The following is a 13,092-nucleotide window of genomic DNA, read 5'->3' on the forward strand; positions in this document are numbered from 1 at the left end:
GCATGCTGGCCGACCTCACGTCCGGCGCGGTGGAAGATGCGCGCGCTCGTGAGGCCGAGCTCCCTCTTCCCGCGCTCGAGCGCAAGGCCCTGGCCGCGTCACCCGCGATCGACGTCCTCGCGGCGCTGGCCCCGAGCGGCACCGTGCGAATCATCGCCGAGGTCAAGCGCGCCAGTCCGTCGCGCGGCGATCTTGCCGACATCCCCGACCCGGCGCTGCAGGCACGGCTCTATGAGCAGGGCGGCGCGTCGGCGATCAGCGTCCTGACCGAGGGGCGCCGGTTCAAGGGCAGCCTCGCGGATCTCGAAGCGGTGCGCGCGGCCGTGTCGGTGCCCGTCCTCCGCAAAGATTTCATCGCCACGGCGTACCAGGTGTTCGAAGCGCGCGCCGCGGGCGCCGACCTGGTCCTGCTGATCGCCGCGGCACTCGACCAGCCCACGCTCGCGACGTTGCACGAACTCGTGATCGAACTGGGCATGACCCCCTTCGTCGAGACGCACAACCTCGACGAGGTCCGCCGCGCAAGCGAGATCGGAGCACGCCTCGTGGGTGTCAACGCACGTGACCTGAGCACATTCGAGCTCGACCGCGACCTGTTCGGTCGCCTGGCCGAGCACATCCCCGCCGACGCGATCAAGATCGCCGAGTCGGCTGTGCTGCGCCCCGAGGACGTCGCGCACTACCGGAACGATGGCGCCGACGTGGTGCTCGTCGGCGAGGCGCTGGTGACGGGCGACCCCGTTGCAACACTCCGCGACTTCCTGGCGGTGCCGGCATGAGCCTGCGCGCTGCCACGGGGCCGTTCTTCGGCGAGTTCGGCGGGCGATTCATGCCCGAGTCGCTCATCGCGGCGATCGATGAGCTGACAGGCGTTTACGAGGCCGCCATGGCCGACCCCGAGTTCATCCGCGAGTTCCACCACTTGCTCGCGACGTACGCGGGTCGCCCCTCGATCATCACCGAGGTGCCCCGTTTCGCCGAGCACGCGGGCGGCGCGCGTGTCTTCCTCAAGCGTGAGGACCTCAACCACACGGGATCGCACAAGATCAACAACGTCCTGGGTCAGGCTCTGCTGACCAAACGCCTCGGCAAGACGCGTGTCATCGCCGAGACGGGAGCGGGTCAGCACGGTGTCGCCACCGCAACGGCCGCTGCCTTGTTCGGGTTCGAGTGCACGATCTACATGGGCGAGGTCGACACCGAACGCCAGGCGCTCAATGTCGCGCGGATGCGTCTGCTCGGCGCTGAGGTCATCCCCGTCACCACCGGCTCGCGGACGCTGAAGGATGCGATCAACGAGGCGTACCGCGACTGGGTGTCGAGCGTCGAGACGACCAACTACATCTTCGGCACGGCCGCCGGCCCCCACCCGTTCCCGGCGATGGTCCGCGATTTCCAGAAGGTCATCGGCGACGAGGCCCGCGCGCAGCTGCTCGACGAGCTCGGACGCCTCCCCGACGCGGTCGTCGCCTGCGTGGGCGGCGGATCCAATGCGATCGGGATGTTCGATGCGTTCCTCGACGACGCCGACGTGCGCCTGTACGGCGTCGAGGCGGCCGGCGACGGCGTCGACACCCCGTTCCACGCGGCGTCCATCGAACGCGGACGCCCCGGCATCCTGCACGGCGCCAAGACCTACGTGCTGATGGACGAAGACGGCCAGACGACCGAGTCGCACTCGATCTCCGCCGGACTCGACTACCCGGGTGTCGGTCCCGAGCACGCCTGGCTGTCGGCGATCGGTCGCGCAGAGTACATCCCCGCCACCGACGACGAGGCGATGCAGGCCCTGCGCCTGCTGAGCCGCACGGAGGGCATCATCCCGGCCATCGAGTCGGCGCATGCCCTCGCCGGTGCGCTGCGCATCGGCAAGGAGCTCGGACCCGACGGCATCATCGCCATCTGCCTCTCGGGGCGCGGCGACAAGGACATGGACACCGCAGCACGCTACTTCGAGCTGTACGACGCGGATGCGGCAGCTCCCGTCATCCCGGACGAGGTCATCGGCACCGACGACGCCGCGTCGGGCGAGGGGATCCAGCTGTGAGTTCACGCGTCGAAGAGGCGATCGCGCGCGCCCACGCCGAGGGCCGCGGTGTACTCGTCGGCTACCTGCCCGTGGGCTTCCCCGATCTCGAGACGAGCATCGAGGCCGCCGTCGCGCTGGCCGAGAACGGTGCCGACATCATCGAACTCGGCCCCCCGTACAGCGATCCGGTGATGGACGGCGTCGTCATTCAGGAAGCGACACAGGCGGCCCTCGCCGCCGGGTTCCGGTTGAAGCACCTCTTCCCGGCGATCCGTGCGATCACGGAGCGCATCGACATCCCGGTGCTCGTCATGTCGTACTGGAACCCGATCTGGCAGTACGGCGTCGACCGCTACGCCGATGACCTGCTCGCCGCGGGCGGTGCGGGCATCATCACGCCCGACATCACGCCCGAGGCCGCGGGGGAGTGGATCGCCGCGAGCACCCGCACCGGGCTCGACCGCATCTTCCTCGCCGCACCGACCTCGACGGACGAGCGGCTCGACCTTGTCGTTCAGAACTCGACCGGTTTCGTGTACACGGTCTCGACGATGGGCATCACGGGCGAGCGCACGGAGCTGGATGCCGCGGCCCGCACACTCGTCGCGCGGCTCCGCGAACGCGGCGCGAAGTACGCCTGCGTCGGCATCGGAATCTCCACCCCCGATCAGGTGACGGGCGTGATCGAGTACGCGGACGGCGCGATCGTGGGCACGGCTCTCGTGCGCGCGCTCCGCGACGGCGGCGTCGAGGGCCTCGGCGAAGTCGTTCGCGCGCTCTCGGCGGGGACGTCACGCCCCCAGACGGCCTAGCCGGCCGCGCCGCGCCGCACTTCGCCGTTCCGCACCGCCGCACATTGACCCGTGTCGCGCCGCACGACCGGTGCCCTCGGGCCCGTCCCGTCGGCCGTCAGCTCGGCGAGCCCCACGTCGGCGGCTGTTCCCTGCATGCGCGCCACCCACAGACGTAGCGGATGCCGCGAACTGGCGCCAACGTGGTGTCGGGGGTACCTGACGCAGGGCCTCGTCGCTGAGCCGATCGCGAGCCCCTGACCCCGATGCAGGCGCATACCCGGCGTCGTGCCGCCCGGACCCGACTCGGGCACGTCGCCGCGCTGATCTAGACTTCCGCTCATGCCTTCTTTCGCCCTGAGCGTGCACGCGAGTGTTGTCGCGAGCATCCCGAGCCCGTCGATCAGCTTCATTGAGCTCGGCCCGCTGCGCATCCATTTCTACGCGCTCTGCATCATCGCGGGCATCATCGTCGCGACGATCATGACGAACCACCGCCTCACCAAACAGGGTGCCGAGCCGTGGGTCGTGCTCGATGTGACGCTCCCGGCGGTCGTGCTCGGGATCATCGTCGCGCGGGCGTATCACGTGCTCACGCACCCCGGTTTCTACTTCGGCGAGGGCACCGACCCGCTCGCCGTGTTCTACATCTGGGAGGGCGGCATCGCGATCTACGGCGCCCTCATCGGGGGCGCGATAGGTGCCTGGCTCGGGTGTCGCTGGAGCGGCATCCGGTTCTGGACGTACGCGGATGCCCTGGCACCGGGCCTGCTGCTCGCTCAGGCGATGGGACGCTTCGGCAACTGGTTCAACCAGGAACTGTTCGGTCTTCCCACGAATGTGCCGTGGGGTCTGGAGATCGACCCCGACAACGCGGCGTTCCCCCCGGGCCTGGCGCCCGACACGCTCTTCCACCCCACGTTCCTGTACGAGGTCATCTGGAACGTCGCGGGCGTCATCGTCTTGCTTTGGGCCGGCCGCAAGCTGCAGCTGCAGTGGGGTCGCCTGTTCGGTCTGTACCTCATCTGGTACAGCGCCGGCCGGATCGTGTGGGAATCGATCCGCATCGACCCGAGTGAGATCATCCTGGGCCTGCGCACGAACGTGTGGGCCGCGATCCTCGGCGTCGTCGTCGGCCTGTCCATCATGATCGTCCAGAAGCGTCGCCACACCGGCATGGAGCCGAGCCCGTACATGCCCGGCCGCGGCCCGGTCGTCGCGGAGCCGGGCGAAGGTGCTGGGGTACAATCGCAGGACACCACTGAGTTCGTGGACGTGAGCGAGCCGCCCGCGAACGAACTCCAGGGCGGGGCAACGGCCACAAGCACAGTCGCCAGTAAATAGACCGCCACGAAGTAATGCTTCCGGGCCGACGTCGTCCCATGAGATCCACCAGTGAGGACGGTTGACATGGCCGTGAGCCCGAACTACGGCGACAACGCTTCATTCCCGGCAAAGCAGGGGATGTACAACCCGGCATTCGAGAAGGATGCCTGTGGTCTGGCGATGGTCGCCACGCTCCGAGGCACGCCCGGGCACGACATCGTTGCCCAAGCTCTGACGGCGCTGCGCAACCTCGAGCACCGCGGCGCCATCGGCTCCGACGCGGGTACGGGCGACGGCGCCGGAATCCTGACTCAGATCCCGGATGAGTTCCTCCGCGCGGTCGTCGAGTTCGACCTGCCGCCGGTCGGCGAGTACGCCGTCGGTATGGCCTTCCTGCCCCTGGACGAGGACGAGCGGACGAAGCTCAAGGACGGAATCGCCGAGATCGCGGTGAGCGAGAACCTCATCGTGCTCGGATGGCGCGAGGTTCCCACCGACGAACGTCACCTCGGCAAGCTCGCGCACGCGGCACGCCCGGCGTTCGAGCAGCTCTTCATCTCGCGTCCCGCCGTCGGCGACGCACCGCCGCTCTCCGGCATCGACCTGGACCGGCGTGTGTATCGTCTGCGCAAGCGCGCACGGCACGAGCTCGGAGCGTACTTCGTGTCGCTGTCTGCGCGAACGCTCGGCTACAAGGGCATGGTCACGACTCTCCAGCTCGAGCCCTTCTATCCCGACCTGCAGGACGAGCGTTTCGCGTCCGAGCTGGCCGTCGTGCACTCGCGCTACTCCACGAACACGTTCCCGTCGTGGCCGCTCGCGCAGCCGCTGCGGATGCTCGCGCACAACGGCGAGATCAACACCGTGAACGGCAACCGCAACTGGATGCGCGCGCGTCAGTCGCAGCTCGAGTCCGAGTTGCTCGGTGACATCAAGCCCCTGCTCCCGATCTGTACGGTCGGCGCATCCGACTCCGCGTCCTTCGACGAGGTGCTCGAGCTGCTCACCCTGACGGGTCGCAGCCTGCCCCACGCGGTCATGATGATGGTGCCCGAGGCCTACGAGAAGCAGGCCGACATCGACCCGAAGCTGCGCGCCTTCTACGACTACCACTCCATGCAGATGGAGCCGTGGGATGGGCCCGCCGCCCTGATCTTCACCGACGGCACGCTCGTCGGTGCGACCCTCGACCGCAACGGTCTGCGCCCCGGGCGCTGGACCGAGACGACCGACGGTCTCATCGTCATCGGCAGCGAGACGGGCGTGCTCGACTTCGAACCCGAGCGCATCAAGCGTCGCGGACGCCTGCGTCCGGGACGCATGTTCCTCGTGGACACGGCCGCCGGCCGGATCATCGAGGAAGAAGAGGTCAAGCAGCAGCTGGCCGACCTGCACCCATGGCAGGAATGGCTCGACAAGGGCACCGTGCGCCTGTCGGACCTTCCCGAGCGCGAACACATCGTGCATCCGATCGCCTCGATCACCCGTCGTCAGCGCACGTTCGGGTACACGGAAGAAGAGGTGCGGATCCTTCTGACGCCGATGGGTCAGAACGGTGCCGAGCCGCTCGGCGCGATGGGATCGGACACGCCGATCGCCGTGCTGAGCGAGCGGCCGCGCCTGCTCTTCGACTACTTCGTGCAGCAGTTCGCGCAGGTCACGAACCCGCCGCTCGACTCCATCCGCGAAGAGGTCGTCACGAGTCTGAGGATCGGCCTCGGCCCCGAGCCGAACCTGCTGTCATGGGGCGCCGACCACGCGCGCACCGTGACGTTGGACTTCCCGGTGATCGACAACGACGAGCTCGCCAAGATCCAGCACGTCGACACGGCCCTGCCGGGCCGCTCATCCGTGACGATCCGCGGCCTGTACCGCGTCGAAGCCGGACGCAAGGGGCTGGAGAAGCGCATCGCCCAGATGTGCGCCGAGGTCGACCAGGCGATCGAGGACGGCGCGGAGTTCATCGTGCTGTCCGACCGCGACTCGAACAAGGACCTCGCTCCGATCCCGTCGCTCCTCATGGTCGCCGCGATCCACCACCACCTCATCCGCGAAGAGACGCGCATGAAGGTCGGTCTGGTGGTCGAGGCGGGCGACGTGCGCGAGGTACACCACGTCGCGACGCTGATCGGGTACGGTGCATCCGCCGTCAACCCGTATCTGGCGATGGAGACCGTCGAGTACCTCGTCCGCGCGGGGTTCATCACGAACGTCACGCCGGAGAAGGCCGTCAAGAATCTGATCTACGCGCTCGGCAAGGGCGTGCTCAAGATCATGTCCAAGATGGGCATCTCGACCGTGTCGTCCTATGCCGGCGCACAGGTGTTCGAGGCCGTCGGACTCTCGCAGTCCTTCGTCGACGCGTACTTCACCGGCACGGAGACGAAGCTCGGCGGTGTCGGCATCGATGTCATCGCGACCGAGAATGCCTCGCGCCACGCTTACGCGTACCCCGAGGACGCGGCGGTGCACGCGCACGAACGGCTGTGGACCGGCGGGGAGTACCAGTGGCGGCGGGACGGCTCGCCGCACCTCTTCAACCCCGACACCGTCTTCAAGCTGCAGCACGCGACCCGTTCGCGCCGCTACGACCTGTTCCGCGAGTACACCAAACTCGTCGACGATCAGGCCGCCGAACTCAAGACGCTGCGCGGCATGTTCCGCCTGCGCTCGGGAGTCCGGCCCCCCGTGCCGATCGATCAGGTGGAGCCGATCTCGGCGATCCTGACGCGTTTCTCGACGGGTGCGATGAGCTACGGCTCGATCTCGAAAGAGGCGCACGAGACCCTCGCGATCGCGATGAATCGCATCGGCGGCAAGTCCAACACGGGCGAAGGCGGCGAGGATGTCGACCGCCTGCTCGACCCCGAACGCCGGAGCGCCATCAAGCAGGTCGCTTCGGGACGGTTCGGCGTGACGAGCCTGTACCTGACGCATGCCGAAGACATCCAGATCAAGCTGGCCCAGGGTGCCAAACCCGGCGAGGGCGGTCAGCTGCCCCCGACGAAGGTGTACCCGTGGATCGCACGCACGCGACACGCGACCGCCGGCGTCGGCCTGATCTCGCCGCCGCCGCACCACGACATCTACTCGATCGAAGACCTCAAGCAGCTGATCTTCGACCTGAAGCGCGCCAACCCGAAGGCCCGCATCCACACCAAGCTCGTCAGTCAGTCGGGTATCGGTGCGGTCGCGGCGGGCGTCGCGAAGGCGCTGTCCGACGTCATCCTGGTGTCCGGCCACGACGGCGGAACGGGTGCGAGCCCGCTCAACTCGCTCAAGCACGCCGGCACGCCGTGGGAACTCGGCCTCGCCGAGACGCAGCAGACTCTCATGCTCAACGGCATGCGTGACCGCGTCGTCGTGCAGGTGGACGGCCAGTTGAAGACCGGCCGCGACGTCATCATCGGAGCGCTGTTGGGCGCCGAGGAGTTCGGCTTCGCCACCACGGCGCTGGTCGTCGAGGGCTGCGTCATGATGCGCGTCTGCCACCTGGACACCTGCCCCGTCGGCGTTGCGACCCAGAACCCCGTTCTGCGCGCGCGCTTCACGGGTAAGCCCGAATTCGTCGTGAACTTCATGGAGTTCATCGCCGAAGAGGTGCGCGAGATCCTCGCCGAGCTGGGCTTCCGCTCGCTCGACGAGGCCATCGGTCACCAGGAGCTCCTGGATGTCGACGGTGCCGTGGAGCATTGGAAGGCGAGCGGGCTCGACCTGACGCCGATTCTCGTGGGGCCGCCGTTCGCCGAGGACGAGCCGCGGCGAAACGCGCGCGAACAGGAGCACGAGCTCGACGAGCACTTCGACGTGCAGCTGATCGAACGCGCGCAGGACGTCATTGCGCACGGCGGTCGAGTCGAGATCGACCTGCCGATCCGCAACACCGCGCGCGCCGTGGGCACGATGCTCGGCAACCGCGTCACGCTGGCCCACGGCGAGAACGGACTCCCGTCCGGTTCGATCGTGGTCAACCTGCGCGGCTCGGCCGGACAGTCCTTCGGCGCCTTCATGCCCGCGGGGATCACCCTGCGTCTCGAAGGAGACTCCAACGACTACGTCGGCAAGGGCCTGTCGGGCGGACAGATCGTCATCCGGCCGCCCCGCGGAGCATCCTTCGATGCGTCGCAGAACGTGATCGCCGGAAACGTGATCGGGTACGGCGCAACGCAGGGCAGCATGTTCCTGCGCGGCGTCGTGGGCGAGCGCTTCTTCGTCCGCAACTCCGGCGCGACCGCTGTCGTCGAGGGAGTGGGCGACCACGCGCTCGAGTACATGACGGGTGGGCTCGCGGTGATCCTCGGCGCCACGGGACGTAACCTCGGCGCCGGTATGTCGGGCGGCACCGCGTACGTCTACGACCTCGACCGTACGCTCGTGAACCGCGAGGCTCTCGCGTCGGGAGAACTCGAGCTGCTCGAACTCGGCTCGGGCGATGTCGAGATCCTGCGCGATCTGCTCAAGCTCCACGTCTCCGAGACCGGTTCGACCCTCGCGGCCGACCTGCTCGAAAACTTCGACGAGGCGACCGCTCGCTTCACGCGGGTTCTTCCGCGCGACTATGCGGCCGTGCTCGAGACCCGTCAGGCGGCGGTGGCCGAGGGGCTCGACCCCGACGGCGATGTCGTCTGGACTCGCATCCTGGAGGTGACCGGTGGCTGACCCGAAGGGTTTCCTCAAAGTCACGGAGCGCGAACTCGCGCCCCGTCGTCCCGTGCCCGTGCGCATCATGGACTGGAAAGAGGTGTACGAGCCGGGCGACAAGGCCGTCCTGCGTCGCCAGGCCGGCCGCTGCATGGACTGCGGCATCCCGTTCTGTCACAAGGGCTGCCCGCTCGGCAACCTGATTCCCGAGTGGAACGACCTGCTCTGGCGAGGTGAGGGCCGCGACGCCATCGAGCGTCTGCACGCGACCAACAACTTCCCCGAGTTCACGGGTCGCCTGTGCCCGGCGCCCTGTGAGAGCGCCTGCGTGCTGGGCATCAACCAGCCCGCGGTGACGATCAAGCAGGTCGAGGTCGGCATCATCGACCAGGCTTTCTCGAACGGATGGGTCGAGCCCGAGCCCCCCGGACGCCTGACCGGCAAGACGGTCGCCGTCGTCGGCTCCGGCCCCGCGGGCCTCGCCGCGGCTCAGCAGCTCACCCGCGCTGGCCACACGGTCGCGGTGTACGAGCGTGACGACCGCATCGGCGGTCTGCTGCGCTACGGCATCCCCGACTTCAAGATGGAGAAGCGCCACATCGAAATGCGCCTCCGTCAGATGCAGGACGAGGGCACCCGTTTCCGTGCCGGCGTCGAGATCGGTGTCGACATCTCCTGGGACGACCTGCGTGCGCGTTACGACGCGGTCGTGGTGGCCACCGGATCGACCGTGCCGCGCGACCTCGCCATTCCGGGTCGCGACCACGCGGGCATCCACTTCGCCATGGAGTACCTGATCGAGTCGAACAGGGCCGTGGCGGGGGATTCCGTGCCGCACCAGATCTCGGCCGAGGGCAAGCACGTCATCGTCATCGGCGGTGGCGACACCGGAGCTGACTGCATCGGCACGGCGCACCGCCAGGGGGCGCTCAGCGTCACGAACCTCGCTATCGGCATCCAGCCGCCCACGGCGCGTACCGACGACCAGCCCTGGCCGATGATGCCGACGCTCTTCGAGGTCTCCTCCGCGCACGAGGAGGGCGGCGAGCGTGTCTACCTCGCCTCCACCGTCGAGTTCCTCTCGAACGACGCGGGCGAGGTGCGCGCGTTGCGTGTTGCCGAGACCGAGTACGTCGACGGGCGTCGCGTACCCAAGAGCGGGACCGAGCGTGAGATCCCCGCGGACCTCGTGTTGATCGCGCTCGGTTTCACGGGCCCCGAGCAGACTCAGCTCGCCGACCAGCTGGGCGCGCGCTTCACGAGCCGCGGCAACGTGGAGCGCGACGGCGACTACCAGACCACGGCGCCGGGCGTCTTCGCCGCGGGTGACGCGGGTCGGGGCCAGTCCCTGATCGTCTGGGCGATCGCCGAGGGCCGCGCTGCGGCCGCTCGCGTCGACGCCTACCTGATGGGGTCCACCGAACTGCCATTCCCCGTGCATCCCACCGACATCGCGATCGGTCTGCAGCCCGCGTAGGCTTACCCCGGACTGTGAGACCGGTCCCATCTCGACTCGACCCCGAACCCCGAACCCCACCGGAGCATCACACGATGAGACGTGCCAAGATCGTCGCCACCCTCGGCCCCGCCACCTCGACCTACGAGTCGGTGCGCGCGATCATCGACGCGGGGGTGGATGTCGCCCGCATGAACCTCAGCCACGGCGATTACACCGTCCACGAGACGAACTTCGCCAACGTGCGCAAGGCAGCGGAGGATGCGGGTCGCCCCGTCGCGATCCTCGTCGATCTGCAGGGACCGAAGATCCGCCTCGGCAAGTTCGCCGATGGCCCCCACGAGCTCGCGGTCGGTGACATCTTCAAGATCACGATCGACGACATCCCGGGCACGAAAGAGATCGTGTCGACGACCTTCAAGGGTCTGCCGCAAGACGTGAACCCCGGGGATTTCCTGCTGATCGATGACGGCAAGGTCAAGGTCGAGGTCGTCGAGAAGACCGACACGGTCGTCACGACCAAGGTGATCGTCGCCGGTCCCGTCTCGAACAACAAGGGCATCAATCTGCCAGGTGTCGCCGTCAACGTCCCCGCTCTGTCGGAAAAGGACGAGGCGGACCTGCGGTGGGGCCTGCGCATCGGCGCCGACCTGATCGCGCTGTCTTTCGTGCGTGACGCAAAGGACGTCCAGCGCGCCCACGTCATCATGGCCGAGGAGGGCCGCCGCGTCCCGATCATCGCCAAGATCGAGAAGCCGCAGGCCGTCGAGCACCTCGAAGAGATCATCGACGCGTTCGACGGCATCATGGTCGCTCGTGGCGACCTGGGCGTGGAACTCCCGCTCGAGGCCGTGCCGATCGTCCAGAAGCGCGCCGTGGAGCTCTCGCGGCGCATGGCGAAGCCCGTCATCGTCGCAACACAGATGCTCGAGTCGATGATCAACAGCCCCGTGCCGACGCGGGCCGAGACATCCGACGTCGCCAACGCCGTCCTGGACGGCGCCGACGCCGTCATGCTCTCGGGCGAGACGAGTGTGGGGGAGTACCCCGTCGTCGTCGTCGAGACCATGGCACGGATCGTGGCCTCGACCGAGGAGCACGGTCTCGACCGGATCGCCAAGCTCACGAACAAGCCGCGCACGCAGGGTGGTGCGATCACTCTCGCGGCCATCGAGGTCGCCGAATTCGTCGACGCCAAGTACCTCTGCATCTTCACGGAGTCGGGAGACTCGGCTCGCCGGATGTCGCGCCTGCGCCCGAACATCCCGATGATCGCGTTCACGCCCGAGCCGGCAATCCGTCGCCGTATGGCGCTGACCTGGGGCATCCAGTCCGCGCTCGTCGAGCACGTGGCCCACACGGACCGCATGTTCATCCAGGTCGATGACTACCTGCTGTCGAACGACCTGGCTTCGGTCGGCGACAAGGTCGTCGTCATCTCGGGATCCCCTCCGGGGATCGTCGGCTCGACCAACGACATCCGTGTCCACAAGGTCGGAGACGCCGTCCACGGCGCCGCCCCGATCTACCAGATCCGGGAGTAGTCGGGGGACGGGCGGGGCGGCCGATAAAAGTACCGGTGGTGGGACTCGAACCCACACGCCCTCACGGGCAACCGATTTTGAGTCGGTCGCGTCTGCCATTCCGCCACACCGGCCCGCACGTCCGAGAATGACCATACCGTAGGATTCAAACGTGACCGAGCTAGACGAGACCGCAGCGCCCACGCCCTCAACCCCGAGGCGCGTCGTCGTCGCGGAGGATGAGTCGCTCATCCGACTCGACATCGTCGAGATTCTCCGTGACAACGGATACGACGTCGTCGGAGAGGCGGGGGACGGCGAAACCGCCGTTCAGCTCGCGACCGAACTGCGTCCGGATCTCGTGATCATGGACGTCAAGATGCCCATCATGGACGGCATCAGCGCCGCCGAGAAGCTCAACAAGAACCACGTCGCGCCCGTCGTGCTGCTGACCGCGTTCAGCCAGAAGGAGCTCGTCGAGCGGGCCAGCGAGGCGGGTGCGCTGGCGTACGTCGTCAAGCCGTTCACGCCCAACGACCTGCTTCCCGCGATCGAGATCGCGCTGAGCCGCTACCAACAGATCCTCACGCTCGAGGCCGAGGTCGCCGACATGGTCGAGCGTTTCGAGACGCGCAAGCTCGTCGACCGAGCCAAGGGTCTGCTCAACGAGAAGATGGGGCTGTCGGAGCCCGAGGCCTTCCGTTGGATTCAGAAGGCGTCGATGGATCGTCGTCTGACGATGCAGGATGTCGCGAAGGCGATCATCGAGCAGCTGGCGTCGAAGAAGGCGTAGCCCGAGTCCCGAGTGTGCCTCTTCGACACGCCCGGCGAACGGGGGCCTGTCGAAGAGGCCACGCGAGCCTCAGGACGCGGGCATGTCCTTGATGAGATTCGTGATGCGGATCGTCGAGAGCCGTCGGCCCTGATCATCCGTCACGACGATCTCGTGCACGGTCATGCTGCGCCCGACGTGGATCGGTACGCAGGTGCCGGTTACCAAGCCCTGCGTGGCCGAGCGGGTGTGAGTCGCGTTGATGTCCACGCCGACGGCGAGGCGTCCAGGCCCGACGAGCAGATTCGCGTGCATCGAGCCGAGCGACTCGCCCAGCACGACATACGCGCCGCCGTGCATCAGCCCGACGGGCTGGGTGTTGCCCTCGACGGGCATGGTGGCCACGGCGCGTTCACGCGTGAACTCGACCCAGGCCATCCCCATCTTGTTTCCGAGGGCGCCGAATCCGCGACGGTTGACCCACTCGAGCGGGTCCACGGCAACGGCATCGGACATGAGGCCTCCTTCAGGGGCGAGGGCACCATCGCGCCCGT

9 protein-coding genes and 1 tRNA gene are annotated in these 13,092 nt (G+C 67.7%); 8 read left to right on the forward strand and 2 right to left on the reverse strand.

Features of this window, described 5'->3' with window-relative positions; genetic code table 11:
* Nucleotides 1-2 precede the first annotated feature (2 nt).
* The 7 genes from trpC (at nt 3) to pyk (ending at nt 11,787) form a co-directional block, all read left to right on the forward strand.
* Nucleotides 3-779 (forward strand): indole-3-glycerol phosphate synthase TrpC, encoded by a 777-nt coding sequence (gene trpC, locus CGU35_RS06505; RefSeq protein ID WP_100810753.1) that lies wholly within the window; start codon nt 3-5, stop codon nt 777-779.
* On the forward strand, nt 776-2,047 hold the full coding sequence (trpB, locus tag CGU35_RS06510; RefSeq protein WP_100810754.1) for a tryptophan synthase subunit beta: 1,272 nt from the start codon (nt 776-778) through the stop codon (nt 2,045-2,047). Before trpC ends, trpB begins: the two co-directional genes overlap by 4 nt.
* Entirely contained in the window at nt 2,044-2,841 is a 798-nt protein-coding gene (gene trpA, locus CGU35_RS06515) for a tryptophan synthase subunit alpha (RefSeq protein WP_100810755.1), read from the forward strand. The genes trpB and trpA overlap by 4 nt, the downstream gene beginning before the upstream one ends.
* A gap of 321 nt (nt 2,842-3,162) precedes the next feature.
* A complete protein-coding gene (gene lgt / locus CGU35_RS06520; RefSeq protein ID WP_100810756.1) occupies nt 3,163-4,164 on the forward strand; it encodes a prolipoprotein diacylglyceryl transferase in 1,002 nt (333 codons plus the stop codon).
* 66 nt (nt 4,165-4,230) lie between these two features.
* On the forward strand, nt 4,231-8,805 hold the full coding sequence (gene gltB / locus CGU35_RS06525) for a glutamate synthase large subunit (RefSeq protein ID WP_100810757.1): 4,575 nt from the start codon (nt 4,231-4,233) through the stop codon (nt 8,803-8,805).
* Entirely contained in the window at nt 8,798-10,264 is a 1,467-nt protein-coding gene (locus tag CGU35_RS06530) for a glutamate synthase subunit beta (RefSeq protein WP_100810758.1), read from the forward strand. Before gltB ends, CGU35_RS06530 begins: the two co-directional genes overlap by 8 nt.
* A gap of 74 nt (nt 10,265-10,338) precedes the next feature.
* Nucleotides 10,339-11,787, forward strand: a complete 1,449-nt coding sequence (gene pyk, locus CGU35_RS06535) for a pyruvate kinase (protein WP_100810759.1) — start codon at nt 10,339-10,341, stop codon at nt 11,785-11,787.
* Between the two features lie 30 nt (nt 11,788-11,817).
* Here the strand turns inward: pyk and CGU35_RS06540 are convergent.
* Nucleotides 11,818-11,900 (reverse strand) — tRNA-Leu (locus tag CGU35_RS06540).
* Nucleotides 11,901-11,938: 38 nt separating this feature from the next.
* On the opposite strand from CGU35_RS06540, the gene CGU35_RS06545 reads away from it, so the two are divergent.
* Nucleotides 11,939-12,559, forward strand: a complete 621-nt coding sequence (locus CGU35_RS06545; RefSeq protein ID WP_100810760.1) for an ANTAR domain-containing response regulator — start codon at nt 11,939-11,941, stop codon at nt 12,557-12,559.
* Nucleotides 12,560-12,628: 69 nt separating this feature from the next.
* On the opposite strand, the gene CGU35_RS06550 is transcribed toward CGU35_RS06545, so the two are convergent.
* The gene (locus tag CGU35_RS06550; protein WP_100810761.1) at nt 12,629-13,054 is read right to left on the reverse strand and encodes a hotdog fold thioesterase; all 426 of its coding nucleotides are present in this window, start codon (nt 13,052-13,054) and stop codon (nt 12,629-12,631) included.
* Between the last annotated feature and the right edge of the window lie 38 nt (nt 13,055-13,092).

Origin of the sequence: Microbacterium sp. BR1 (assembly GCF_002812725.1) — a bacterium.
Classification (GTDB): Bacteria; Actinomycetota; Actinomycetes; order Actinomycetales; family Microbacteriaceae; genus Microbacterium.

What these genes read in the sequence shown, in the direction of transcription:
- trpB (WP_100810754.1), top strand. Translation starts at nt 776, where the DNA reads ATGAGCCTGCGCGCTGCCACGGGGCCGTTCTTCGGCGAGTTCGGCGGG.
- trpC (WP_100810753.1), top strand. Translation starts at nt 3, where the DNA reads ATGCTGGCCGACCTCACGTCCGGCGCGGTGGAAGATGCGCGCGCTCGT.
- pyk (WP_100810759.1), top strand. Translation starts at nt 10,339, where the DNA reads ATGAGACGTGCCAAGATCGTCGCCACCCTCGGCCCCGCCACCTCGACC.
- CGU35_RS06550 (WP_100810761.1), bottom strand. Translation starts at nt 13,054, where the DNA reads ATGTCCGATGCCGTTGCCGTGGACCCGCTCGAGTGGGTCAACCGTCGC.
- lgt (WP_100810756.1), top strand. Translation starts at nt 3,163, where the DNA reads ATGCCTTCTTTCGCCCTGAGCGTGCACGCGAGTGTTGTCGCGAGCATC.
- gltB (WP_100810757.1), top strand. Translation starts at nt 4,231, where the DNA reads ATGGCCGTGAGCCCGAACTACGGCGACAACGCTTCATTCCCGGCAAAG.